Genomic DNA, 24,812 nt, shown 5'->3' on the forward strand with positions numbered 1-24,812 from the left:
GCTTCGCACTTCTGCCCGGCATGACGAATTCGCTACTCCGCCGCCTGCGCGTAGTCCGTGATTGGCGGGCACGAGCACACCAGGTTGCGGTCGCCGTAAACATTGTCGACGCGCCCGACCGGGCACCAGTACTTGTCGGTCCGCGCGGAGCCTGCCGGAAAGCAGCCCTCGACGCGGCTATAGGCGCGCTGCCAGCTGTCGTCGGCGATGTCGTGCACGGTGTGCGGGGCATGGCGCAGCGGCGAGGCCTCGACCTTCCAGCGGCCCTTTTCGATTTCGGCGATCTCGTTGCGGATCGCGATCATGGCATCGCAAAATCGGTCCAGCTCCGCCTTCGATTCCGATTCGGTCGGCTCGATCATCAGCGTGCCCGGCACCGGAAAGCTCATGGTCGGGGCGTGGAAGCCGTAATCGATCAGCCGCTTGGCGATATCGTCGACGGTGACGCCGCTCGAGATCTTCAGCGCGCGGGGATCGACGATGCATTCATGCGCGACCCGTCCCTTGGCGTTCTTGTAGAGCACCGGGAAATGCGGATCGAGTTTTGTCGCGATGTAGTTGGCGTTGAGGATCGCAAGCTCGGTGGCGCGCGTCAGGCCTTCGCCGCCCATCATCAAAATGTAGATGTAGGAAATCGTCAGGATCGACGCCGAGCCGAACGGCGCCGCCGATACCGGGCCGACCGGATGCGGCACGGCGCCGTTGGTCGCCGGATGCCCCGGCAGATAGGGCGCCAGATGCGCCTTGACGCCGATCGGTCCCATGCCCGGGCCGCCGCCGCCATGCGGAATGCAGAACGTCTTGTGCAAATTGAGATGGCTGACATCGGCGCCGTAATCGCCGGGCCTGGACAAGCCGACCTGCGCGTTCATGTTGGCGCCGTCGAGATAGACCTGTCCGCCATGGCCGTGCACGATGTCGCAGATCTCGCTGATGTGCTCCTCGAACACGCCGTGCGTAGACGGATAGGTGATCATGATCGCGGCGAGGTCGTTGGCGTGCTGGTCCGCCTTGGCGCGCAAATCATTGACGTCGACGTCGCCTCTGATGTCACACGCCACCACCACCACGTCCATGCCGACCATGCTGGCGGAAGCCGGATTGGTGCCGTGCGCGGAGGAGGGGATCAGGCACACCTTGCGATGCGGTTCTCCGCGCGCGGCATGATAGCCGCGGATCGCGAGCAAGCCGGCATATTCGCCCTGCGCGCCGGAATTCGGCTGCAGCGAGATCGCGTCATAACCGGTGATGTCGCACAGCCACTGCTCCAGCCGCGCAAACAGCGCGTGATAGCCCTTGGCCTGCTCCGGTGGCGCGAACGGATGCAGGTTGGAAAACTCCGGCCAGGTCAGCGGAATCATCTCCGAGGTCGCGTTCAGCTTCATGGTGCAGGAGCCGAGCGGGATCATCGCGCGGTCGAGCGCGAGGTCGCGATCGCTGAGCTTGCGCATGTAGCGCAGCAGCTCGGTCTCGGAACGATGGGCGTGGAACACCGGGTGGGTTAGGAACGCGCTGGTTCGTTTCAGCTCGCCGGGCAGCGCGTCGCGCGCGCTTAACTCGACGTCCGCGTAAGCAAGCTTGCCGCCGAACGCGCGCCACACCGCTTCGATTACCTCAGGCGTCGTGGTCTCGTCGACGGCAATGCCCAGTACATTCTCGCCGATCCGCAGATTGATCCGCTCAGTTAGCGCCCGCGCCACGATCGCATCGCGCTTCGGGCCGGCGTCCACCGTGATGGTGTCGAAGAAGTCTTGCGACTTCGGCGCGTGGCCGAGTTTGGCCAGTCCCGCCGCAAGCACGGAGGCACGCCGGTGCACGCTGCGGGCGATGTGTGTCAATCCCTCGGGGCCGTGATAGACCGCGTACATCGAGGCGATCACCGCCAGCAGCACCTGCGCGGTGCAGATGTTGGAGGTGGCCTTTTCGCGGCGGATATGCTGCTCGCGGGTCTGCAGCGCCAGCCGATAGGCTGGTGCGCCGCGCGAATCCACGGAGAGACCGACGATGCGGCCGGGCAGCGACCGCTTCAGCGCGTCGCGCACCGCCATATAGGCTGCGTGCGGCCCGCCATAGCCCATCGGCACGCCAAAACGCTGCGCCGATCCGATCGCGATATCGGCGCCGAGTTCACCGGGCGAGCTGAGCAATGTCAGCGCCAACAGGTCCGCCGCGACGATCGCCAGCGCGCCCTTCGCGCGCAACGATGCGATGGCGGGCCGCAGGTCGCGAACCGCGCCTGACGTGCCGGGATATTGCAGCAGGGCACCAAGCACGTCGGTCTTGTCGAGATCAGTCAGGGGATCGCCGACCACGAGAGTCCAGCCCAAGGGCTCGGCACGGGTGCGCATCACCGCGAGCGTCTGGGGATGCACCTCCTTGTCGACGAAAAACGCCTTCGCCTTCACCTGCGAGTGGCGCTCGGCGAGCGCCATCGCCTCGGCCGCGGCGGTCGCTTCGTCGAGCAGCGAGGCGTTGGCGATGTCGAGCCCGGTGAGGTCGCAGATCATGGTCTGGAAGTTAAACAGCGCCTCCAGCCGGCCCTGGCTGATCTCCGGCTGATACGGCGTGTACGCGGTGTACCAAGCCGGGTTCTCCAGAATGTTGCGCTGGATCACCGCCGGCAGGATGGTGCCGGAATAGCCGGTGCCGATCAGCGAGGTGAACACCTGATTTTGCGCGGCGAGTTGGCGCATATGCGACAGCGCCTCGGTTTCGCTCAAGGCGCGCCCGAGATCGAGCGGCGCCTTCTGCCGGATCGACGACGGCAGCGTCTGGCCCATCAGCTCCGCGAGGCTCTTGGCGCCCGTCGTCTCCAGCATCGCCGCGATGTCGCGAGGCGAGGGGCCGATGTGACGGCGCACGAAATCGGTGGCGGCTTCGGTGGCGATCGTCTTGAGCGGCGCGTTCATGGGTTCTTCCTCAGGCCGTGTGCTTGGCGTAGGCGGCTTCGTCCATCAGGCCGCCGAGTTCGCTCTTGTCTGCGATCTTCAACTTGAAGAACCAGGCCTTGCCGCCGGCGTCGGAATTGACCAGCGCGGGCTCGGCGGCGAGTGCCTCGTTGACCTCGAGCACCTCGCCCGAGATCGGCGCGTAGACGTCGGATGCCGCCTTGACGGATTCGACCACCGCGGCGGCTTCCGCCTTTTTCAGGGTGCGGCCGACCTTGGGCAGCTCGACGAACACGACGTCGCCGAGCTGCGATTGCGCATAATCAGTGACCCCGATGGTGGCGACATCGCCCTCGATGTGGAGCCATTCGTGGTCGGAGGTGAACAGCGTCGTCATGAAAAGTCCTTTTGCTCAGCGTTTATAGGTGTTGGGAACGAACGGCATCGGCGCGACCTGCAGCGGCAGGCGTTGGCCGCGCACTTCGGCGAAAACCTGGGTGCCGTTGGCGGCAAGCGATGTCGGCAGATAGCCCATTGCGACCGGCGCATTGAGGCTCGGGCCGAAGCCGCCGGATGTCACCTTGCCGATCGGCTCGCCGGCGACGGCATCCGCAAACAGCAGGGCGCCTTCGCGCACCGGCGCGCGTCCCTCGGGGCGCAATCCGACGCGGCGGCGCGCCGCGCCGTTTTCGAACTGCGCGAGAATTTTTTCCGCGCCGGGAAAACCGCCCGCACGGGCGCCGCCGTTGCGGCGGCTTTTCTGCACCGACCATTCCAGCGCGCCCTCGACTGGCGTCGTCGCGGTGTCGATGTCGTGGCCGTAGAGGCAAAGGCCGGCTTCCAGCCGCAGGCTGTCGCGCGCGCCAAGGCCGATCGGCAGCACGTCGGCGTTCTCCAACAGCGCCGTCACCAGCGCCTCGGCGCGGTCCGCCGGAACTGAAATCTCGAACCCGTCCTCGCCGGTATAGCCGGAGCGCGAGACGAAGGCGTCGATCCCGGCGACCTTGCGGGGACCGGCATCCATGAAGCGCATCGCGGTCACGTCTGCACAAAGTTTCGCCAGCGCCGATTCGGCCTTGGGGCCCTGCAGCGCGACCAGCGCGCGGTCGCCAAGCGAATCAATCACGCAGGCATCCGACAGATGCGCGCGCAGATGCGCCTCGTCCTCGGCCTTGCAGGCGGCGTTGACCACCAGAAAGAGATGGTCGCCGAAATTCGCCACCATCAGATCGTCGAGAATGCCGCCATCGCCGCTGGTGAACTGCGCGTAGCGCTGCCGTCCCGGCGCCACCGCTGCGATGTCCTGCGGCACCAGCCGTTCCAGCGCCAGCGCGGCATCCGCGACCTTGCCGGACTTCGGGCGCAAAGCGAGCTGGCCCATGTGGGAGACGTCGAACAGGCCTGCGCTGGAGCGGGTATGCAGGTGTTCCCTGAGTACGCCGGCCGGGTATTGCACCGGCATTTCATAGCCGGCGAAGGGAACCAGCTTGCCGCCGCGCGCCACGTGGAGCGCGTGCAAGGGGGTACGTTGCAAGGCTGTACTTTGTAAGGGAGATTCGTCGCGTGCAAGCATCCAGAGGCCCTCAAGGGGTCGTGGGGACCAGTCCCCAAAACCCGAAAGAAAGCCCCATCTGTCGCTGTGCCTGAGAGTATTATCCCGTCGGCGGACGCGTCGGGGCCAAAACCCTTCGGCGTCTCTTTCCAGATGCTAGTCAGTCACGTGGTTCGTTTGCCTGAGAGTTTCCGGGGCGGTTGCTCCTTCGGCGCCGGCGCTTAAGCCGATCTCTCCCGACGTGACGTCTTCAATAGATAGGAGGGAAACACGGCCGGGCCAAGTCTGTCAACGCGGCGGAGCCTTAATCAACCACTCTTGTGTGCTGCGGCAAGCCTATGATCCGCCTGCACAGTTTCTGGACAGCGCGATTGGCCTTGTCTAAAAGCGTTTTGCCGGAGGAACGGGCTATTTGGGGCCTGAACCGGGCCCTTTTTCCGATTGGATGAACATGAGCGGCGTTAACGATATCAGGTCGAAATTTCTGGATTTCTTTGCGGCGAACGGCCACGAGATCGTGCCGTCCTCGCCGCTGGTGCCGCGCAACGACCCGACCTTGATGTTCACCAATGCCGGCATGGTGCAGTTCAAGAACGTCTTCACCGGCGTCGAGAAGCGGCCCTATCAGCGCGCCACCACGTCGCAGAAATGCGTGCGCGCCGGCGGCAAGCACAACGACCTCGACAATGTCGGCTACACCGCGCGGCATCTCACATTCTTCGAAATGCTCGGCAATTTTTCCTTTGGTGATTACTTCAAGGAGCGTGCGATCGAGCTCGCCTGGAATCTGATCACCAAGGAATTCGGGCTCAAGAAGGACAAGCTGCTCGTCACCGTCTATCACACCGACGACGAGGCGGCCTTACTCTGGAAGAAGATTGCGGGCTTTACCGACGATCGCATCATCCGGATCGCGACCTCGGATAATTTCTGGGCGATGGGCGATACCGGACCCTGCGGGCCCTGTTCGGAGATTTTCATCGACCGTGGCGAGCACATCTGGGGCGGTCCGCCGGGCAGCCCGGAGGAGGACGGCGATCGCTTCCTCGAATTCTGGAATCTCGTCTTCATGCAATTCGAGCAGGTGACGAAGGAGGAGCGCCTGCCGCTGCCGCGTCCCTCGATCGACACCGGCTTGGGGCTGGAGCGTATGGCTTGCGTCCTGCAGGGCGTCGATAGCGTCTTCGAGACCGATCTTTTCCGTAACTTGATCGATGCAATTGCTTCCGCCCTCGGGCACGCACCGCAGGAGCAGACCGTCGCCTCGTTCCGGGTCATTGCCGACCATCTGCGCTCCTCGGCCTTCCTGATTTCGGACGGCGTGCTGCCGTCGAACGAGGGCCGCGGCTATGTGCTGCGCCGGATCATGCGCCGCGCCATGCGCCATGCGCAGTTGTTGGGTGCGCGTGATCCGCTGATGCATCGCCTGGTCTGGGCGCTGGTGCGCGAAATGGGCCAAGCCTATCCGGAACTGGTCCGCGCCGAAAAGCTGATCGAGGAGACGCTGCGGCTGGAAGAGGCGCGCTTCCGCAAGACGCTGGAGCGCGGCCTTACCATCCTCGACGAGAAGAGCGCAGGCCTGAAGAAAGGCGACATGTTCGACGGCGATACTGCGTTCACGCTGTACGACACCTATGGTTTCCCGCTCGATCTGACCCAGGACGCGCTGAAGTCGCGCGGCATCAGCGTCGATCAGGTCTCGTTCACCGATGCGATGGACCGCCAGCGCACCAAGGCGCGCGCGTCCTGGTCCGGAAGCGGCGACACCGCCAGCGAGAACGTCTGGTTCCCGCTGCGCGAGAAGCTCGGCGCCACGGAATTTCTTGGCTACGACACCGAGACCGCCGAGGGCGTCGTGACCGCGCTGGTGAAGGACGGCAAGGATGCCGACAGTCTCAAGACTGGCGAGAGCGGCGCGATCGTATTGAACCAGACGCCGTTTTACGCGGAGTCCGGCGGTCAGGTCGGCGATACCGGCCTGATGACGGGCGAGGGCGTCAAGTTCCGTGTCACCGAAACTCAGAAGAAGGCCGGCGATCTGTTCGTGCATATCGGCACGGTGGAGCAGGGTACCGTGAAGCTGGGCACCGCTTTGCAGCTCGACGTCGATCATGGGCGCCGCTCATCGATCCGGGCGCATCACTCGGCGACACATCTGTTGCATGAGGCGCTGCGGCAGGTGCTCGGCGATCACATCGCCCAGCGCGGCTCGCTGGTGGCGCCGGATCGCCTGCGTTTCGATTTCGTGCATCCGAAACCAATCACGGCGGAGGAGCTCGCCCGGGTCGAGGACATCGCCAACGAGGTGGTGCTCGAAAACGACGAGGTCACCACGCGGCTGATGGCGGTCGACGACGCCCGCGAAGCCGGCGCGCGCGCGCTGTTCGGCGAAAAATACGGCGACGAAGTGCGCGTGGTGTCGATGGGCAAGCAGTCCCGCGAGCACGGCCAGAACGCGCTCGGCTGGTCGGTCGAACTGTGCGGCGGCACGCATGTCCGGCGTACCGGCGATATCGGTCTGATCTCCGTGACCGGCGAAAGCGCGGTGTCTTCGGGCGTGCGGCGTATCGAGGCGCTGACCGGACGTCATGCGCGCAAGCACGCCAACGACACGATGTCGATTGCGAAGACCGCGGCCTCCGAGCTGCGCACCACCGTCGACGACATGCCGGCGCGTATCGCCGCGCTGATGGAAGAGCGCAAGAAGCTCGAGCGCGATCTGACGGATGCGCGCAAGAAGCTCGCGATGGGTGGCGGCGGTGCCGGCAACGGCGCTGCGGTGGCCAGCGGCGTGCGCGAAGTCGGCAACGTCAAGCTGCTCGCCCGTGCGGTCGAGGGCGTCGAGACCAAGGATCTCAAGAGCCTGGTCGACGACGGCAAGAAGCAGATCGGCTCCGGTGTGGTCGCCATCGTCGGCGTCACCGAGGACGGCAAGGCCGGCGTCGTGGTTGGCGTTACCGCGGATCTCACCTCGCGCTTCAGCGCGGTTGAACTCGTCAAGATCGCTTCCGCGGCGCTCGGCGGCAAGGGCGGCGGCGGACGGCCCGACATGGCGCAGGCCGGCGGGCCCGACGGCGCCAAGGCGGATGCGGCGCTGGCGGCGATCGAACAGGCCATGACTAAACAAGAATCGGCCGGCGCCTGAACAGGGACGTAACAGACATTGGCAACCATTCCGGGCAGACGCGCGATCAGCGACCCGGATTTGCGGGATCGCCTGTACGAACTGCTCGAACACGATCATCTGCCGCATTCGGTTGGCTCGCGCTTCGTCCGGCTGATCGTCACCGTCATCGTCATCGACGTGCTGGCGATGATCCTGGCCTCGGTGCCGGAACTGGACGCACGGTTTGGCCCATTGTTCACCGTGCTCGAGGTCGGCGCAGTGGTGGCGTTTGCGCTCGAGTATCTGGCCCGGCTCTGGACCGTGGTCGGACATTCCCTGCGCGATATGACGCCGATGCGCGCGCGTGTCGACTATGCGCTGTCGGCGCTGGGTATCATCGATTTGCTGTCGTTCCTGCCGGCGGCGATTGCGTTGATCATCGGCGACCGCTGGGTGCTGGTGCTGTTCGGCATGCTGCCGTTTCTCAAGCTGATCCGCTATTCGCCGGCGCTGCGCTCGCTGCTGGCCGCACTTCATGCCGAGCGACGCACGCTGTTCGGCTGCATCGTGATCCTGACGGGGGCGGTGCTGCTGTTCGCCTCGCTGCTTTACGCGATCGAGCACAACGTGCAGCCGGAGAAATTCGGCACGATTCCGCAGGCGATGTGGTGGGCGATCGTGACCCTTGGCACGGTCGGCTACGGCGACGTGGTGCCGGTGACGCCGCTCGGCAAAATCGTGTCGGTATTCACCATCGTGGTCGGCTTCGCGATGATCGCGCTGCCGGTGGCGATCATCTCGACGGCGTTTGCCGAGGAGGTGCGGCGGCGCGATTTCGTAGTCACCTGGGGCATGCTGGCGCGGGTGCCGCTGTTCTCGCATCTCGGCGCTTCTGAAATCGCCGACATAATGCGGCTGTTGCGCGCGCAGACCATCGAGTCCGGCGAGATCCTGGTGCGGCGCGGCGATCCGGCCTCGTCGATGTATTTCATCACCGCGGGCGAGGTCGAGATCGAGCTGCCGAGCCAGCGGGTGCAGTTGTCGGACGGCACCTTCTTCGGGGAGATCGCGCTGTTGCACCGGACCAGCCGCAGCGGGACGGTGACCGCGACGCGCAAGACCAAGCTGCTGGTGCTCGACGCGGACGATTTTCACGCGCTGATCGCGCGGGTCCCGGCGCTCGCCGCGCATGTCAAGGAAACCGCCGAAGCCCGCATGGCCGATACCGCGCAGGCGCCGAAGGGCGATATCGCGGCTAGTGAGATCGAACAGGCGGAGCGGGACTAGCTGGAGCGGACTTCTTCCGCACACTGCAACTTGGCACCTTCCTGCAAGCGGTGGACTCGACGCGAGCGCCAAGCAGCTTCGGGGCCACGAACGGAGCTTTACACGTTTCGGACATGGCTCCTATTCCGGCGCTGCATCCGAATTTGCCAATGGCCAAATCGGCGGCAGGTTCTATCATCGGGGAATGCTTCGCCAGCAAACGCATGATGGTCAGGGGTTGCCAGGGTGCTGCGTCCCGATCTGTCGAGAAGGGCAGGACTGAATGAGAGATAGTGTTGGTTACCCCGACTCGGGCCTCGACCTCACGGACGGCTTCAAGCCGCACACCTCGCACTGGGGCGTGTTCTCGGCGCGTCAAAGCGAGGATGGGCTGCAAGTGCGGCCATATGCCGGCGATCCCGATCCGAACGGCATCATCGACAATTTCCCCGGCGCGTTGCGCCACCAGGTCCGCATTGCCCAACCGGCGATTCGTCGTGGCTGGCTCGAGCGTGGCCCCGGTCCCGACGATCGCCGGGGGCGCGACGAGTATGTGTCGGTGAGCTGGGAAAAAGCGCTCGACCTGCTGAGCGGTGAGTTGATGCGCATCCGCGATACGCGCGGTCCCGGTGCGGTCTTTGGCGGCTCGTACGGCTGGTCCAGCGCGGGCCGCTTTCATCACGCCCAAAGCCAGGTTCACCGCTTCCTGAACATCGCGTTGGGCGGCTACGTGCGTTCGGTCAACAGCTATTCGTCGGGCGCTTCTTCGGTGCTGCTCCCGCAGATCCTGGCAGGCTATGAAGACATCACGAAGCACAATGTGACGTGGGAGCAGATCGCGGCTGAGAGTCAGGTCGTGCTGGCATTCGGCGGCATGGCGCTGAAGAACTCGATGGTGGCGGGTGGCTCGATCAGCAAGCATGTCGAGCGCGGCGCGATGACTGATGCGCGCCGGCGCGGCTGCGAGTTCATCCTCGTCAGCCCGCTGCGCGACGATCTGCCGGCGGAGGCCGGCGCGGAATGGATGACGTGCGTGCCCGGTACCGACACCGCGCTGATGCTTGGCATCGTCCACACGCTGGTCACCGAGGGTCTGCATGATCAGGCCTTCCTCGATCGCTATACGGAAGGCTGGCCGGTCTTCCTGCGCTATTTGACCGGCGAGAGCGATGGGCAACCCAAGCGCGCCGAATGGGCTGCGGCGATCTGTGGTGTCGATGGTCTCACGATACGAAAGCTGGCGCGTCGCCTTGCCGGGCGAAGGGCGCTCATCACCGTCTCCCATTCGTTGCAGCGTGCCGAACATGGCGAGCAGCCGGTGTGGATGGGGATGGTGCTGGCGGCGGCGCTTGGCCAGATCGGCCTGCCCGGAGGCGGCTATGCCTATTCGCTCGGCGCGATCGGCTATTACGGCCGGCGCGTCAACGACGTGCCCGGCCCGACGCTAATACAGGGCCGTAACGGCGTTTCGGATTTCATTCCGGTGGCGCGCATCGCCGACATGCTGCTCCATCCCGGGACCACCTATCGTTACAACGGCGAGACGCGCCAATATCCGGATATCCGTCTCGTCTACTGGGCAGGCGGCAATCCCTTCCATCACCACCAGGATATCAACCGGCTGCGCAAGGCCTTCGCTCAAGTCGATACGCTGGTGGTGCATGAACTGGCTTGGACTGCCACGGCCCGGCACGCCGACATCGTGCTGCCCGCGACGATGACGCTGGAGCGCGAGGACATCGGTTATTCCACCAACGATCCGCTGATGGTCGCCATGCACCGGATCGCCGAACCGTTCGGGCTGGCGCGCGACGACTATGACATCTTTGCCGATCTTGCCGATCGGCTCGGCGCTCACGAACCCTTCACGGAAGGCCGCACGTCGCGGCAATGGCTGGAACATCTGTATGAGCCGACCCGCGCCTCACTCGAGGCGCGCGGCCTCGAAGCCCCGAACTTCCTGACCTTCTGGGAGCGTGGCAGCCTGATCGTACCGCAGCGGCCGGATGATGGGGGCAAGTTGCGCCGCTTCCGCGAGGATCCGATCGCCCACGCTCTGCCGACACCGAGCGGACGCATCGAGATTTTCTCGTCGAAGATCGCGGGCCATGGCGATGCCGATTGTCCCGGCCATCCCGTGTGGCTCGAAAAGACCGACGTGCCAAAGCCGGGCGTGCCGTGTTTCCTCGTCGCCAACCAGCCGGTGACGCGCTTGCACAGCCAGCTTGATTTTGGCGGACATTCGACGGCGGCCAAACATCGCGGCCGCGAGGTTGCGCGCATAAATCCGCGCGACGCGAGCGCCCGCGGCATTGCGGACGGCGACATCATGCGCCTGTTCAACGAGCGCGGAGCCTGCCTCGCCGCGGCGCACGTCACGGACGCGATTGCTCCGGGGATTGTCCAGCTGCCGACGGGTGCCTGGTACGACCCTATGGATCCAGAAGAAGACAGATCACTCTGCGTTCACGGCAATCCGAATGTGCTCACGCGCGACATCGGCACTTCGTCCTTCGCGCAAGGATGCACCGGCCAATTGACGACTGTCCAGGTCGAACGCTTCAACGGCAATCTCCCGCCGATCCGCGCGTTCGATCCCATGTAGCTCAAGCGAAGGGCTCACGCCCTGGCTGTTCGTCAGCCCTTGCGCAGAAACACGTAATCGGCGGAGTAGGGTGCGCTACGGGTGGCGCCGGGCTTGTCGCAGGCGCCGTCGAGCTTGCCGCCCTGCGTGTTGATCCGCTGCACCGTCGTGATGCCCGAGAGAACGCCGTTGCCGCGTTGGGAAACCACCGCGAGCCTCAGCCAGGGAATATCATTCGGCGTCGCGCCCGGAGTGTTACCGGCGGCCTTGCCGACCACGGCGCTGCCGTCGCTGTATTCCCAGTTCGGGCCGGCATAGTGCCGGCCGACGGTCTTGCCGTCGGCCATCAAGGTGGCGATCGGTTCGCGAAAGGCCCAGGCCGGCTTGCCGTCGGCGCCGGGCTTGCAGTCATAGACCTGCGCGCCTTCGGCATGCAGGGTTAGGATAACAGCCTCTCCCGGCGCCGCGATGGCGTCGGGAAGGGGTGTCTCGGCGGCGGCGCTCGCGAGCGAGCCTGACAGCAACAGAACCGCGAGCGCAGCGGGCTTATACAGCGACATGGTCACACTTTCCTGAGTTGGGCCCAAGAACTTTCCTGAGTTAAACCCCAAGAACCGGTAACCCCGCCACCGGTCGTTTAAGCCATCGCCTTGGTCAGGTTTTCCGCGACCTTGTCGAGGAAGCCGGTGGTCGACAGCCAGCGCTGGTCGGCGCCGACCAGCAAAGCCAGATCCTTGGTCATGTAGCCGGCCTCGACGGTGTCGACGCAGACCTTCTCCAGCGTCTTGGCAAACTTCGCCAGTTCCTCGTTGTTGTCGAGCTTGGCGCGATGCGACAGGCCCTGCGTCCAGGCGAAGATCGAGGCGATCGAGTTGGTCGAGGTCTCCTTGCCCTTCTGGTGCTCGCGGTAGTGGCGGGTCACGGTGCCGTGGGCGGCTTCGGCTTCGACGGTCTTGCCGTCCGGCGTCATCAGCACCGAGGTCATCAGGCCGAGCGAGCCGTAACCCTGCGCCACGGTGTCGGACTGCACGTCGCCGTCGTAGTTTTTGCAGGCCCAGACATAACCGCCGGACCATTTCAACGCAGAGGCCACCATGTCGTCGATCAGCCGGTGTTCATAGGTGAGGCGCTTGGCTTCGAAATCCTTCTTGAATTCCTTCTCGTAGATTTCCTCGAAGATGTCCTTGAAGCGGCCGTCATAGACTTTCATGATGGTGTTCTTGGTCGACAGATAGACCGGATAGCCGCGGTTGAGGCCGTAAGTGAGCGAGGCCCGGGCGAAGTCGCGGATCGAATCGTCGAGGTTGTACATGCTCATGGCGACGCCGCTGCCGGGCGACTTGAACACTTCGCGTTCGATCACGGTGCCGTCCTCGCCGACGAACTTCATCGTCAGCGTGCCCTTGCCCGGGAACCTGATGTCGGTCGCGCGGTACTGGTCGCCATAGGCGTGGCGGCCGATGATGATCGGCTTGGTCCAGCCGGGGACGAGGCGCGGCACGTTCTTGCAGATGATCGGTTCGCGGAAGATCACGCCGCCGAGGATGTTGCGGATGGTGCCGTTCGGCGACTTCCACATTTCCTTCAGGCCGAATTCCTTCACCCGCGCTTCGTCCGGGGTGATGGTGGCGCATTTGACGCCGACGCCGACCTTCTTGATGGCGTTGGCGGCGTCGATCGTGACCTGGTCATTGGTCTTGTCGCGGTATTCCATCCCCAGGTCGAAATACATCAGGTTGATATCGAGGAACGGGAGGATCAATTTGTCCTTGATGTACTGCCAGATGATCCGGGTCATCTCGTCGCCATCGAGTTCGACGACGGGGTTGGTCACCTTGATTTTTGCCATGACGGAGGGGGCCTTTTTCTGGAAAAACGCGCATTTCGGGCGTCAGTGGAGGATTATAGTCGGGCTATAGCACCGCAAACGGGGCTGCGGAAGCCAAGCCGTTATGCACTTTCAGCCCATCCTTGGGGTTAGAACGCCTTGGGGTTAGAACGCCGCCTGGGTCGCGGTACCGGCCACCACGTACCAGGTGACGAACAGCCCGCAGATCAGCGCGCCCGGCAGGCTGGAGCCGGTCCGCCGCCAGGTGAAGGTCGCGATCACGGCGCATATCGCCAGCAGCGGCACGAACTGGATCGCCACGATGGTGGAGAGCGGGACGAAGCCCGGATCGGGCAGCGGGTTGAACAGTTTTCCCGTCAACCAGAGCGTGCCGTATTGTGCGCCTAAGAGCACGATGAAGCCCAGTGTCAGCGCGAAGATGTTGGTCAAATAGAGCGTGCCGCGGCCGGCTGCCATGGTCGAGAAATTCCGGTGCAGCACGTGCAGCGCGACCACGAAGAACGCCGTGAACGGCACGAGGTAGATCAGGAAGACCAGGAACTGTTTGGCGCTCATCAATTTCAGCGCCACGATCCAGAACCGGAAGTCGATCTTGAAGGCGAGATCGGCCAGCCACAGCGCGGCATAGCCGATCGCGACGGTCGCGACCGCGATCACGACCGACTGGCCGACAAGGCCGCTCCGGCTGGTGCGCTTGGGCGCGAACCGCATCAATGCCAGCGTGATCAGGCCATTGATGACGGCCCAGACCACGATCTGGTTGGTGATGCCCTGCGGCAGCCAGGCGGAAGGTTTGACGAAGGTGCCCGCCAACGCGAACGCCGGGTAATAGGTCAGCGCCGGAATGAAGGCCGACAGGATCAAGGCCAAGGTCCAGCGGTTGCCGCTCGCGGCCGAATGGGCCGGCATGGTGCCGTCGGTGCTCTCGGGCAGTCGCAACGCTTTCGAATACATCGAAGCTTCCAAGAGGCCGTCGAAGACGCCGATCAGGAGCGCGACGAAGCCGAGCAGCGCCAGCCCTGTGCCGATCTCCTTGCGGAACCAGATCTGGTCGTCGGCCGGGCGCGGCGTGCCGCCCTGCAGGGTTTTGGCGAACCAGTCGAGGCTGTAGCCGATCGCTTCATGGGAGATGTGCTCGGCCGGGTGGGTGATATCAGGCGTGTAGAGCACCCGCGCCGTGCCTTGCGCGATGTCGCCATAGACCTTGCCCGGTTCGACCGCGCCCTGGCTGCCGAAAAAGGCCCACAGCTTCGGGCTCTGGGTGACGTCGCGGGCCTTTTCCTCGCCCCACATCAGCGCGGAGAATTCCTCGTACCGGGCGAACACCAGCGCCACGTTTCGCGGCCAGCTCGGGGTGCCGTCGGCGGCGAACGGCTTGCCGGTGGAGGAGCCCTCCAGCACCATCGACCGGTAGTCGTTGGGCATGGCGGTGGCGGCGGCGAGCACGGTCCAGCCGCCCATCGAGTGGCCTTCGAGGCCGATATTGTTCTTGTCGACGATATCGAGGCTGCGGAGATAAGTGAGGCCATCCGGGCCGCCGAAACCGTTGGCGAAGGCGGGCGGGTCGCTATAGCCATGGCCGGTCTGGTCGAGGGCGAGCACCACGTAGCCGCGGCGGGCAAACTCGATGGCAAAGCCATCCTGGGTTTCGCGCGAATTGATGTAGCCGTGAACCGCGAGAATGCCGGGGGCCGGCGTCTGCGCCGTGGCGTTCGGGGGGATGTAGAGCAGGGCGCTCATGGTGTTGCCCTTGGCTCCCTTGAAACGCACATCCTGGATCTTGATGCCGCCCGAGGTCTGGGTCAGATGAGCGAGCAAGCCGCCGGCCAGGATCAGGATCACGCCCAGGATTGCCAGTGACCATCGACCGCGCATGGACGTCTCCCCCGTGACCTCAGCCGTTGAACCGGCTTTCAAGGTTCGTTTGCAGCTTCGCTTTGGTTGTGTTTGTTAGCCTATCCGAAAGCGGTGCGTCCACAAGCGGCGCTTCGAGCGAAGCTTTATCCACGCTTTGATCGCGGGTTCGGAAACGCTACTAACCCTGCTAACTGACTTGAGAATTCCGCACGGTCTTGCGAAAGCGGCGGGATCGTCAGGTTTTGAATCGCGCGCCTCGCGCGTTGAGTCAAAATCCTTGCTCGTTGAATCAGAAAGTGAAGTGAGAATGTCCGGTTCGGGCACCGATAAAACCAAGTCTGGTTTGGACTTAGCCGGACCTGTTGTGATTCTTGTCGAGCCGCAGCTCGGCGAGAATATCGGCATGGCCGCGCGGGCGATGGGCAACTTCGCACTCTCGCGTTTAAGAATCGTCAATCCGCGCGACGGCTGGCCGAACATCGCGGCGCAACGCGCGGCGGCCGGCGCCGACCAGATTCTGGAGCAGGCGCAATTGTTCGACACGGTCGAGCAGGCGGTCGCCGATCTGACGCTGCTGTTTGCGACCACCGCGCGTGCCCACGACCAGGCCAAGCCGGTGGTCGCGCCGGCGGAAGCCGCCGGCGAGATCGCGACGCATGCGGCCAGCGGAGGTGGGGTCGGCATCCTGTTCGGCCGCGAGCGTTACGGACTCCAGAACGAGGAGGTCGCGCTCGCCAACCGGATCATCACCTTTCCGGTCAACCCGGGTTTTGCGTCGCTCAACCTGGCGCAGGCGGTGCTGCTGATCGGCTATGAATGGTTCAAGCTCTCGACCGGCGGCGCGTTGCCGTTCGCGATGCCCGAACATTCCGAGCGCGCCTCCCAGCACCAGATGCAGGCTTTCTTCGACAACCTGATCCGGGAACTCGACAAGGTCGAATTCCTGCGCCCGCCGGAAAAGCGGGAGACCATGCTGGTCAACCTGCGCAACATTTTTACGCGGATGGACCCGACCAAGCAGGACATGCATACTTTGCATGGGGTTGTTATGGCGATTGCCGAAGGCCGCAAAGGTCCGGCCAAGGGCGGCGTGCTCGACGGCGAACAGGCGACCCGGCTGCGCGCGCTGCTGGCCGAGCACGGGCAGGGCGCGGCGGCGCCCGGCGACAACAGCACGGTTCGCGGGCTGGCCCGGCTGCTGCGGCGCAACCCGACCGACGCCGAGCGGATCCTGTGGCAGGCACTGACCCGCGACCGCCGGTTCGCCGGACAGTTCAAGCGGCAGACGCCCGTCGGCCGCCACATCCCAGATTTCGTCTCCTTCGTGCACCGGATCGCGATCGAGCTGGTCAACGCCCACGAGTCGGAGGCCATCGTTGCCGACCGTGCCGGCCGAAGGGCATGGCTGGAAGCGCGCGATTACCGGGTGGTCGAGATGGCGGTGGCCGACGTCGAGCGCGACCTCGATGGCGAACTCGCGCGGCTGGAGGCCAGCCTTCGGCAGGCGAGTTAGTTAGTAGGGTGGGCAAAGGCGCGTAGCGCCGTGCCCACCACCCATCCAAACGGTTGTCTTGCATGGTTGGCACGCTTCCGCCTTCGCTCGTTGAGCTACGGCGGACAAGTCGCTTGGCGTATCCTACGTACCGGACAAAAAAACGCGAAAACAACCCCATGCAAAGTAGAACGGGCGCAAGCTAGACCGCCACGAGCTGCGCCGCCGGGCCAGCGGCCCGTTTCGGCTTCCTCGCCTTGGAAGGTCCGAACAGGTTGCCGGCGGCAAGGCCTGCGGTGTCGGCAACGCCGGGATCGCGGGTCACCATGGCGGCGACAATGGCGCCGTCGATCAACAGCGCGAGTTGATGCGCCAGCATTTGCGGCTCGCCCGCGCCCATTTCACCGGCGAGTTTCTCGATATGTGCGAGCACGACCTTCTTGTGCTTCAGCGCGATGGCGCGGAACTGCTTGGCGTCCTTGTCATGCTCGCCGACGGCGTTGATGAAGGGGCAGCCGTAGAAACGCTCTTCGGCGAACCATTGCTTCAATGCTGGAAAGATCCGCGTCAGCTTCGCCTGCGCGTCGCCGCCGCCGGTTTCGATCGATGTGATGAACCATTCGCGCCACTGCTTGCCCTCGCTTTCCAGCACGGCATGCACCAGGTTGGTCTTCGATCCGAACAATTTGTAGAGCGTGGTCTTCGCGGTGCCGGCTTCGTTGATGATGGCATCGATGCCGGTGGCGTTGATTCCGTATCGGCAGAACAGCCGCGTCGCCGCGTTGAGCAGGCGTCCGCGCGCGGATTCCTCGTCGCCTGCGCCATGCGCTGCCGCGACCGGTTTCTTCTTCGGAACTGATTTGCCCATGCGCGCCAGTTAATCGAACCGCGGCGCAATCATCAAGCTGCATCTTTGCGCTCAAATTAATCGCGCTGCCGCGGCAATTGCATCGCGCTTGTGCAACGCGGCGCTGACCGATTTCGAGGCAGAGACAGCTAAGCGGCGAGAGAAGTTCGGCTTTTGGCAAAGCTCGCGTCTGGCACGCTTCGTGCAGGAAACAGACCGTTCGGTATCCTACCCCCTAGGGAGAGAAATGATGACCGCGGTCGCACAAAAAACAGTACTCACAGGCTGCCTGGCTCCGATCGACAAGAACGGGCTGGAACAGCTGATTGCCAACGGCAAGGCCAATCCGAAGGTCATCAAGACCTTGAAGTGCAAGACGGTGGCGGAAGGCAAGTTCCGTCACGCCAACTACATCCGCAACCTCGCGCCCTATATCGTCGACGAACCGCCGGGCCTGCTCGGCGACGACACCGCGCCCAATCCGTCGGAAGCCTCGCTCGCGGCACTCGGTTCCTGCCTCGCGGTCGGCCTTCACGCCAATGCCGTTCACCGCGGCTGGATCGTCAACAAGCTCGAACTCGAGCTCGAAGGCGACCTCAACATCACAGCGGTCTGGGGCACCGGCGACGTCAGCGAGAAGCCGGTCGGCTTCACCGACGTCCGCGTCAAGGTCGACATGGAATGCGAGGGCGTTCCGAAAGCCGAGATCGATGCGCTGGTGGATCACGTCAAGAAGTGGTCGCCGGTCGCCAACACCTTTACCCGCCCGGTCAATCTCGAAGTCAGCGCTTAAGCAGCCACGACAGCCAAACGGGGTGCGGAGGGTTTCATGGGTTCATTGGCGGTATCCAGGCTCGCGGTTGACGACGTCCTGCCATCGGCATCGATCGCCGATCAGGTCGCCGTCATCGCGCGCAAGAACCTCGCACCCCAGGCGGTGGCGATCGACGAAGGCACAGTTTATCCCGACGAGTTGCTGCGGCGGCTTGGCGACGTCGGGGCTTGGGGCAGTCATCAGCCGGAGAATGGCGCAGCCGACCTGCGCTGCGCCATTCAGTCGATCGCAGCACTCGGCGAAGTCTGCGGCGCCACCGCCTTCATGGCGTGGTGCCAGAACACGCTGGTCTGGTACGCGTCCAACTCGGACAATCCCGCGCTCGTCGCCAAATTCGCGGAAAAATTTGCCTCGGGGCAAATTCTCGGCGGTACCGGTCTCTCCAATCCGATGAAGAGCTTCTTCGGCATCGAGAAGCTCAAACTGAAGGGACGCAAGGTCGAGGGCGGTTATGTCGTCAAGGGCGCGCTGCCCTGGGTCTCCAATCTCGGTCCCGACCATTATTTCGGCACCATCTTCGAACGCGAGGATGAGCCGGGCAGCATCGTGATGTTCCTGGCCGATTGCTCCAATCCCGGGATCACCCTGCAGCCGTGCAAACCGTTTCTCGCCATGGACGGCACCGGCACCTATGGCGTGCAGTTCCGCGACGTCTTCGTGCCGGATGAACTGATCCTAGCCGAAACCGCACGTCCGTTCGTCAAGAAGATCCGCGCCGGCTTCATCCTGCTGCAGGCCGGCATGGGGCTCGGCCTGATCAAGGATTGCATCCAGATCATGGACGAGGTCGACGCGCCGCTCGGCCACGTCAACCGCTATCTGCCGCAACAGCCGGTGCAGTTTCGCGAGCTGCATGCCGAGTTCGAGAAGGAGACGATGGCGCTGGCGCGCGATCCCTACAATGCCGATGACAGCTACTGGCGCCGCGTCGTGGCGCTACGGCTTCGTCTCGGCGACGCCAGCGTCGCGGCCGCGCATGCGGCGATGCTCCATTGCGGCGCGCGCGGATATCTGAAGAGCCATCGCGCCCAGCGCCGGCTGCGCGAGGCCTATTTCGTCGCCATCATCACCCCCGCCACCAAGCAGCTTCGCAAGATGCTGGCAGGCGATGAACACTAGAGGATTTCGGATCGACCACCCACTAGCAACCACAAAACAGGAGAGGCCTGCCATGACGGACGTGCTGATTTCTGCCGGTGAACTCGCCGAATTCTTGAAGAAGGAACCCTGTGTCGTCATCGACACCCGCAATCCCGATGCCTACGGCGCCGGACATCTCCCCAACGCCGTCAACGTCCACGAAATCTTCACCTACCTTGCGACCTCGACGCCGGAAGGCATGGCCGAACTGAAGACGAAGTTCGCCGATGCGTTCGGCGCCGCCGGATTGTCCGGCAAGGAAACCGCCGTCATCTACGAACAGTCGATGAATTCCGGCTTCGGTCAGTCCTGCCGCGGCTATTACCTCCTCACCATGCTCGGCTATGCCAAGATCAAGGTTCTGCATGGCGGCTACGACGCCTGGGCGGCTGCCGGACTGCCGGTGACGAAAGACGTGCCGTCGCCGGTGAAGGCGTCGTTCTCGATCGTGCCTGTGGCAGGCGACATCCTGATCGATGCCAAGACCATGCTGGCCGCTGTCGGCAAGCCCGGCATCGCGCTGCTCGACGTGCGCGATATCGACGAATGGATCGGCGAAAGCTCCTCGCCCTACGGCAAGGATTTCTGCCCGCGTAAGGGACGCATCCCCGGCGCGGTTTGGCTCGAATGGTACCGCATGATGAAGCCGACCGCCGAAGGGCCGCGCTTCAAGTCCAAAAACGAGATCCTGGCGGAATGCGCCACCGTCGGGATCACCCCGAACACGCCAGTCTATCTCTACTGCTTCAAGGGCGCGCGTGCCTCCAACACCTTCCTCGCTTTGAAGAACGCAGGGGTGAAGGACGTCCGGATGTATTTTGGCTCCTGGAACGAGTGGTCGCGCGATCCGTCGCTGCCGATCGAGGAGGGCTTGCCAACGGATGCCCGGATAACAGGCAGGGCGGCATAAAACGTGCATGTTGCTTACGGCCCGGCCAGCAAAGGCCGGGCCGTGAATCAATGACCGGATCGCGGCGGAATGGGACTTCCGCCGCGCCGGTGTGACAAAGGGGCGCAGCATGTCTACTTTCGATGATCCCTTCGATTCCGACCGCGCGCTTTCGCGGGCCGGCTGCATCTGCGGCCAGCATCGCTCCGCGGCCGAACATGAGCATGCGACGCTGGCGCTGCGCTGCGAACCGGTGCCGACCGAGAGTGAGGAAAAACGCTACCAGGGCGTCGTGGCCTCCGCGGTGGTTCGCGCGATGTTTCCCAGGGATGCCGCGCGCCGCGCCTTTCTGAGATCGGTCGGCGCCTCGACCGCGCTGGCCGCGATCTCGCAATTCTTTCCGATCAAGGCCGCGACCGAAGCGTTCGCCGACGCCGGGGTGCCCGAGAAAAAGGATCTCAAGGTCGGGTTCATCCCGATCACCTGTGCGACGCCGATCATCATGGCGTCGCCGCTCGGCTTCTATGCCAAGCAGGGCCTCAACGTCGAAGTCGTGAAGACCGCCGGCTGGGCCGTGATCCGCGACAAGACCATCAACAAGGAATACGACGCCGCGCACATGCTGGCGCCGATGCCGATCGCGATCTCGCTGGGACTCGGTGCGCAGCCGATCCCGTTCGCAGTGCCGGCGATCGAGAACATCAACGGGCAGGGCATTACGCTTGCCATGAAGCACAAGGACAAGCGCGATCCCAAGGACTGGAAGGGCATGAAGTTCGCCATTCCGTTCGACTATTCCATGCACAATTACCTGCTTCGCTACTACCTCGCCGAACACGGCCTCGATCCCGACACCGACGTGCAGCTCCGCTCGGTGCCGCCGCCGGAAATGGTCGCCAATTTGCGTGCCGACAACATCGATGGCTTTCTGGCGCCCGACAACATCTGCCAGCGCGCGATCTATGACGGCGTCGGCTTTCTGCATATCCTGTCGAAGGAAATCTGGGACGGCCATCCCTGCTGCAGCTTTGCCGCGAGCAAGGAATTCATCACGGGATCGCCGAACAGTTTTGCGGCGCTGACACGCGCCATCGTCGACGCCACCGCCTATGCCTCGAAGGCCGAGAACCGCAAGCAGATCGCGGAGGCGATTGCGCCTGCCAATTATCTCAACGCCCCGGTCACGGTGCTGGAGCAGGTCCTCACTGGCACCTACGCCGATGGTCTCGGCGGTATCAAGACCGACGCCAAGCGCGTCGATTTCGATCCGTTCCCCTGGCAGTCGTTCGCGGTCTGGATGCTGACCCAGATGAAGCGCTGGGGCCAGATCAAGGGCGATGTCGATTACAAGCAGGTCGCCGAACAGGTCTATCTCGCCACCGACACCGGCAAGGTGATGACCGAGATGGGACTGACGCCGCCGTCGTCCTCGTACAAATCCTTCGCCGTGATGGGTAAGACGTTCGACCCGACCAAGCCGGACGATTATCTGGCGAGCTTCAAGATCAGGAAGGTGACGTGAGCGAGGTAACTGCTTCTGCTTTGCCTCTCCCCGCGTGCGGGGAGAGGTCGGATGGCGCGCGGCAGCGCGCGATCCGGGTGAGGGGGACTCTCCACGAGCGCAGTCTGCGGAAGCAGCCCCTCATCCCGACCTTCTCCCCGCAAGCGGGGAGAAGGAGATGACCTTCTCTCTCCGCTTTCGCGCCGCCGTGGTTTCGATCGCGCTGTTCGCAGCGTTCCTCGGCATCTGGCACCTCGCCACGCGCTCGACGTCGGCTGTTGCCACCATGACGCCGGAATACGCCAAGCTGATGGGGCTGACGGCAACGCAGGGCAAGTCGGCGATGCCGGGTCCGCTCGATGTCGGCGCCAAATTGTGGGAGCACCTCAAGCGGCCGTTTTACGACAATGGCCCGAACGACAAGGGCCTCGGTATCCAGCTCGGCTATTCGATCGCGCGTGTCGGCCTCGGCTATCTGCTGGCGGTGATCGTCGCGATCCCGCTCGGCTTCCTGATCGGCATGTCGCCCTTGATCAACAAGGCGCTCGATCCGTTCATCCAGGTGCTGAAACCGATCTCGCCGCTGGCCTGGATGCCGCTCGCGCTCTACACCATCAAGGATTCCAGCATCTCCGCGATTTTTGTCATCTTCATCTGCTCAGTGTGGCCGATGCTGCTCAACACCGCCTTTGGGGTCGCCGCGGTGCGCAAGGAATGGATCAACGTCGCCCGCACGCTGGAGGTCGGCACCGTCAGGCGCGCCTTCACCGTGATCCTGCCGGCCGCGGCGACGACGATCCTGACCGGCATGCGCATCTCCATCGGGATCGCCTGGCTCGTGATCGTCGCGGCCGAGATGCTGGTCGGCGGCACCGGCATCGGCTACTTCGTCTGGAACGAGTGGAACAACCTCTCGATCACCAACGTCATCATCGCCATCCTGCTGATCGGGGTCGTCGGCATGTTGCTCGACCAGGTGCTGGCGCGCTTCACGCGCCTGGTCACGTTTCCGGAATGACCCTGACATGACCGACAAGTTCATTTCGATCGAAGGTATCGCGCGGCGCTATCCCGGCGTCGATGGGGCTACCACCACGATCTTCGAAAACCTGTGGCTGTCGATGGGACGCGGCGAATTCGGCTGCGTGATCGGCCATTCCGGCTGCGGCAAGACCACGGTGCTGAACATTCTGGCCGGCCTCGACCAACCGAGCGAAGGCACGGTCATTGTCGACGGGCAGGCGATCGAGGGCACCAGCCTCGACCGTGCCGTCATTTTCCAGAGCCATGCGCTGTTGCCGTGGCGCACGGTGCTCGGCAACGTCGCCTATGCCGTGACCTCGAAATGGCGCAACTGGGACCGCGCCAAAGTGAAGGCCCACGCGCAGACCTTTATCGACCTCGTGGGCCTGACCGGCTCGGAGCACAAGCGCCCATCCGAACTGTCGGGCGGCATGAAGCAGCGCGTCGGCATTGCGCGTGCGCTCTCGATCACGCCAAAAATCATGCTGATGGACGAGCCGTTCTCGGCGCTCGATGCGCTGACCCGCGGGACGCTGCAGGACGAGGTGCGGCGGATTTGTCTGGAGACCGGCCAGACCGCCTTCATGATCACCCACGATGTCGATGAAGCGATCTATCTCGCCGACAAGATCTTCCTCATGACCAATGGCCCCGGTGCCGTGCTGGCCGAGATCGTCGAAAATCCGCTGCCGAAGGACCGCGGCCGCATCGATCTGCACCGCCACCCCTATTACTACGCGCTGCGAAATCATATCGTCGATTTTCTGGTCAGCCGCAGCAAGACCTTTACCGCCACCGTGACCAACCACGACCCCCGCAACGTGCCGACGGTGCGGCCTGGTCTGCCGGATCTGGCGATTGCGTCGGTAGGAGATGATTCAAGGCAGGCGTCATGGCCGGGCATAGCAGGCGCAGACTGCGTAAACTTGTCTGCGTCCCGGCCATCCACGTCTTCCTAGACTGAACAAGAAAAGACGTGGATGCCCGGGACAAGCCCGGGCATGACGGGTGCCAAGGAGACGACACATGAAACGCGAAGACCTCACTGAAAAGCTGCTCGACATCAAGCGCGAGAAGGGCTGGAGCTGGAAGCACATCTGCGAAAAGATCGGCGGCTATTCCGAGGTGCTGATAACAGGCGCCATTCTCGGCCAGATGAAATTGACAAAACCGCAGGCCGCCAATGCGGGTGAATTGTTCGGGCTGTCGAAATCCGAGACCGCGATGCTGAACGAGGTGCCGATGCGCGGCACCGGCACGCCGATGCCGCCGACCGATCCCTTGATCTACCGCTTCTACGAAATGGTGATGGTCAACGGCCCGGCCTGGAAGGCGCTGATCGAGGAGGAATTCGGCGACGGCATCATGTCGGCGATCGATTTCGACATGGTGATGGAGCGCGTCGCCAATCCGAAGGGCGACCGGGTCAAGATCTCGATGTCCGGAAAATTCCTGCCGTACAAGTATTACGGCGCCAGCGGCAACGTGCCGGAATACGGGTTCAAGGAGGAGTAGCGGTCACGTCATTCCGGGGCGCGTCGCAGACGCGAACCCGGAATCTCGAGATTCCGGGTTCGCGCTTCGCACGCCCCGGAATGACGACAGGCCTTACGTCCCCGCCTTCACCTGCGTGACCGCGAGTGCCATCAGCTCGTCCATCTTGACGCGGATCTGCTGCTCGCTGAGGGCGACGCCCTTGGCCGTGATATCGCCCATCACCTTGCTGAGCACGTCGCCGTCGCCGGCTTCCTCGAAATCGGCGGCAACCACTTCCTTGGCGTAGGCGGTGGCGGCATCGCCGGTAATTCCGAGCTTTTCAGCCACCCATTGCCCGAGCAGCTTGTTGCGGCGCGCCTCGGCCTTGAATTTCAGCTCCTCGTCGAGGGCGAACTTCTTCTCGAAGCCTTCCTCGCGCTTGTCGAAAGTGGTCATTTCTGTGGTTCCAATCCCGGCAAATGGTAAACGCGGTCGCATTGCGGCGGT

19 protein-coding genes and 1 riboswitch are annotated in these 24,812 nt (G+C 63.8%); of the genes, 11 read left to right on the top strand and 8 right to left on the bottom strand.

Features of this window, described 5'->3' with window-relative positions; all coding sequences use genetic code 11:
* Positions 1 to 32 precede the first annotated feature (32 nt).
* The 3 genes from gcvP to gcvT are packed head-to-tail and all read right to left on the bottom strand — an operon-like array spanning position 33 to position 4,461.
* Positions 33 to 2,909 (bottom strand): aminomethyl-transferring glycine dehydrogenase, encoded by a 2,877-nt coding sequence (gene gcvP / locus BLR13_RS31550; protein ID WP_074815532.1) that lies wholly within the window; start codon positions 2,907 to 2,909, stop codon positions 33 to 35.
* A gap of 10 nt (positions 2,910 to 2,919) precedes the next feature.
* Complete coding sequence (gene gcvH / locus BLR13_RS31555; RefSeq protein ID WP_074815527.1) at positions 2,920 to 3,285, bottom strand: glycine cleavage system protein GcvH; 366 nt, start codon at positions 3,283 to 3,285, stop codon at positions 2,920 to 2,922.
* Positions 3,286 to 3,300: 15 nt separating this feature from the next.
* Positions 3,301 to 4,461: a glycine cleavage system aminomethyltransferase GcvT gene (gcvT, locus tag BLR13_RS31560; RefSeq protein ID WP_074815525.1), complete on the bottom strand. Its 1,161-nt coding sequence runs from the start codon at positions 4,459 to 4,461 to the stop codon at positions 3,301 to 3,303.
* A gap of 138 nt (positions 4,462 to 4,599) precedes the next feature.
* Positions 4,600 to 4,690: riboswitch (glycine riboswitch) on the bottom strand.
* A 201-nt stretch (positions 4,691 to 4,891) separates the two neighbouring features.
* Here gcvT and alaS point away from each other — a divergent pair.
* The 3 genes from alaS (at position 4,892) to BLR13_RS31575 (ending at position 11,417) form a co-directional block, all read left to right on the top strand.
* The gene (alaS, locus tag BLR13_RS31565) at positions 4,892 to 7,585 is read left to right on the top strand and encodes an alanine--tRNA ligase (protein WP_074830887.1); all 2,694 of its coding nucleotides are present in this window, start codon (positions 4,892 to 4,894) and stop codon (positions 7,583 to 7,585) included.
* Between the two features lie 18 nt (positions 7,586 to 7,603).
* Positions 7,604 to 8,833 (top strand): cyclic nucleotide-gated ion channel, encoded by a 1,230-nt coding sequence (locus BLR13_RS31570; protein ID WP_074815522.1) that lies wholly within the window; start codon positions 7,604 to 7,606, stop codon positions 8,831 to 8,833.
* Between the two features lie 262 nt (positions 8,834 to 9,095).
* Positions 9,096 to 11,417, top strand: coding sequence for a molybdopterin guanine dinucleotide-containing S/N-oxide reductase (locus tag BLR13_RS31575; protein ID WP_074815519.1), 2,322 nt, complete (start codon positions 9,096 to 9,098; stop codon positions 11,415 to 11,417).
* Positions 11,418 to 11,449: 32 nt separating this feature from the next.
* Here the strand turns inward: BLR13_RS31575 and BLR13_RS31580 are convergent, their stop codons facing one another.
* The 3 genes from BLR13_RS31580 to BLR13_RS31590 all read right to left on the bottom strand — a co-directional run bounded on the left by BLR13_RS31580 (position 11,450) and on the right by BLR13_RS31590 (position 15,120).
* Positions 11,450 to 11,956, bottom strand: coding sequence for a DUF3455 domain-containing protein (locus BLR13_RS31580; RefSeq protein WP_074815516.1), 507 nt, complete (start codon positions 11,954 to 11,956; stop codon positions 11,450 to 11,452).
* A 77-nt stretch (positions 11,957 to 12,033) separates the two neighbouring features.
* Positions 12,034 to 13,245: an NADP-dependent isocitrate dehydrogenase gene (locus BLR13_RS31585; protein ID WP_074815514.1), complete on the bottom strand. Its 1,212-nt coding sequence runs from the start codon at positions 13,243 to 13,245 to the stop codon at positions 12,034 to 12,036.
* A 144-nt stretch (positions 13,246 to 13,389) separates the two neighbouring features.
* Positions 13,390 to 15,120, bottom strand: coding sequence for an alpha/beta hydrolase family protein (locus tag BLR13_RS31590; RefSeq protein ID WP_074815511.1), 1,731 nt, complete (start codon positions 15,118 to 15,120; stop codon positions 13,390 to 13,392).
* 289 nt (positions 15,121 to 15,409) lie between these two features.
* On the opposite strand from BLR13_RS31590, the gene BLR13_RS31595 reads away from it, so the two are divergent.
* On the top strand, positions 15,410 to 16,615 hold the full coding sequence (locus tag BLR13_RS31595) for a TrmJ/YjtD family RNA methyltransferase (RefSeq protein WP_074815507.1): 1,206 nt from the start codon (positions 15,410 to 15,412) through the stop codon (positions 16,613 to 16,615).
* Positions 16,616 to 16,796: 181 nt separating this feature from the next.
* On the opposite strand, the gene BLR13_RS31600 is transcribed toward BLR13_RS31595, so the two are convergent.
* Positions 16,797 to 17,462, bottom strand: a complete 666-nt coding sequence (locus BLR13_RS31600; RefSeq protein WP_074815504.1) for a TetR/AcrR family transcriptional regulator — start codon at positions 17,460 to 17,462, stop codon at positions 16,797 to 16,799.
* 229 nt (positions 17,463 to 17,691) lie between these two features.
* On the opposite strand from BLR13_RS31600, the gene BLR13_RS31605 reads away from it, so the two are divergent.
* From BLR13_RS31605 to cynS, 7 genes are all read left to right on the top strand, one after another.
* On the top strand, positions 17,692 to 18,234 hold the full coding sequence (locus tag BLR13_RS31605; RefSeq protein WP_074830885.1) for an OsmC family protein: 543 nt from the start codon (positions 17,692 to 17,694) through the stop codon (positions 18,232 to 18,234).
* A gap of 36 nt (positions 18,235 to 18,270) precedes the next feature.
* A complete protein-coding gene (locus BLR13_RS31610) occupies positions 18,271 to 19,395 on the top strand; it encodes an acyl-CoA dehydrogenase family protein (RefSeq protein WP_074815501.1) in 1,125 nt (374 codons plus the stop codon).
* Positions 19,396 to 19,447: 52 nt separating this feature from the next.
* Complete coding sequence (locus BLR13_RS31615) at positions 19,448 to 20,326, top strand: sulfurtransferase (protein ID WP_074815497.1); 879 nt, start codon at positions 19,448 to 19,450, stop codon at positions 20,324 to 20,326.
* A gap of 109 nt (positions 20,327 to 20,435) precedes the next feature.
* Positions 20,436 to 21,827 (top strand): CmpA/NrtA family ABC transporter substrate-binding protein, encoded by a 1,392-nt coding sequence (locus BLR13_RS31620; RefSeq protein WP_074815493.1) that lies wholly within the window; start codon positions 20,436 to 20,438, stop codon positions 21,825 to 21,827.
* Between the two features lie 157 nt (positions 21,828 to 21,984).
* The gene (ntrB, locus tag BLR13_RS31625; RefSeq protein WP_074815491.1) at positions 21,985 to 22,824 is read left to right on the top strand and encodes a nitrate ABC transporter permease; all 840 of its coding nucleotides are present in this window, start codon (positions 21,985 to 21,987) and stop codon (positions 22,822 to 22,824) included.
* A gap of 7 nt (positions 22,825 to 22,831) precedes the next feature.
* Positions 22,832 to 23,788, top strand: a complete 957-nt coding sequence (locus tag BLR13_RS31630) for an ABC transporter ATP-binding protein (RefSeq protein WP_074815489.1) — start codon at positions 22,832 to 22,834, stop codon at positions 23,786 to 23,788.
* Between the two features lie 67 nt (positions 23,789 to 23,855).
* The gene (gene cynS, locus BLR13_RS31635) at positions 23,856 to 24,344 is read left to right on the top strand and encodes a cyanase (RefSeq protein WP_074815486.1); all 489 of its coding nucleotides are present in this window, start codon (positions 23,856 to 23,858) and stop codon (positions 24,342 to 24,344) included.
* Positions 24,345 to 24,437: 93 nt separating this feature from the next.
* Here the strand turns inward: cynS and BLR13_RS31640 are convergent, their stop codons facing one another.
* The gene (locus tag BLR13_RS31640; protein ID WP_074815484.1) at positions 24,438 to 24,761 is read right to left on the bottom strand and encodes a DUF1476 domain-containing protein; all 324 of its coding nucleotides are present in this window, start codon (positions 24,759 to 24,761) and stop codon (positions 24,438 to 24,440) included.
* Between the last annotated feature and the right edge of the window lie 51 nt (positions 24,762 to 24,812).

It is taken from the genome of Bradyrhizobium ottawaense (genome assembly GCF_900099825.1).
GTDB classification, from domain to species: domain Bacteria; phylum Pseudomonadota; class Alphaproteobacteria; order Rhizobiales; family Xanthobacteraceae; genus Bradyrhizobium; species Bradyrhizobium ottawaense_A.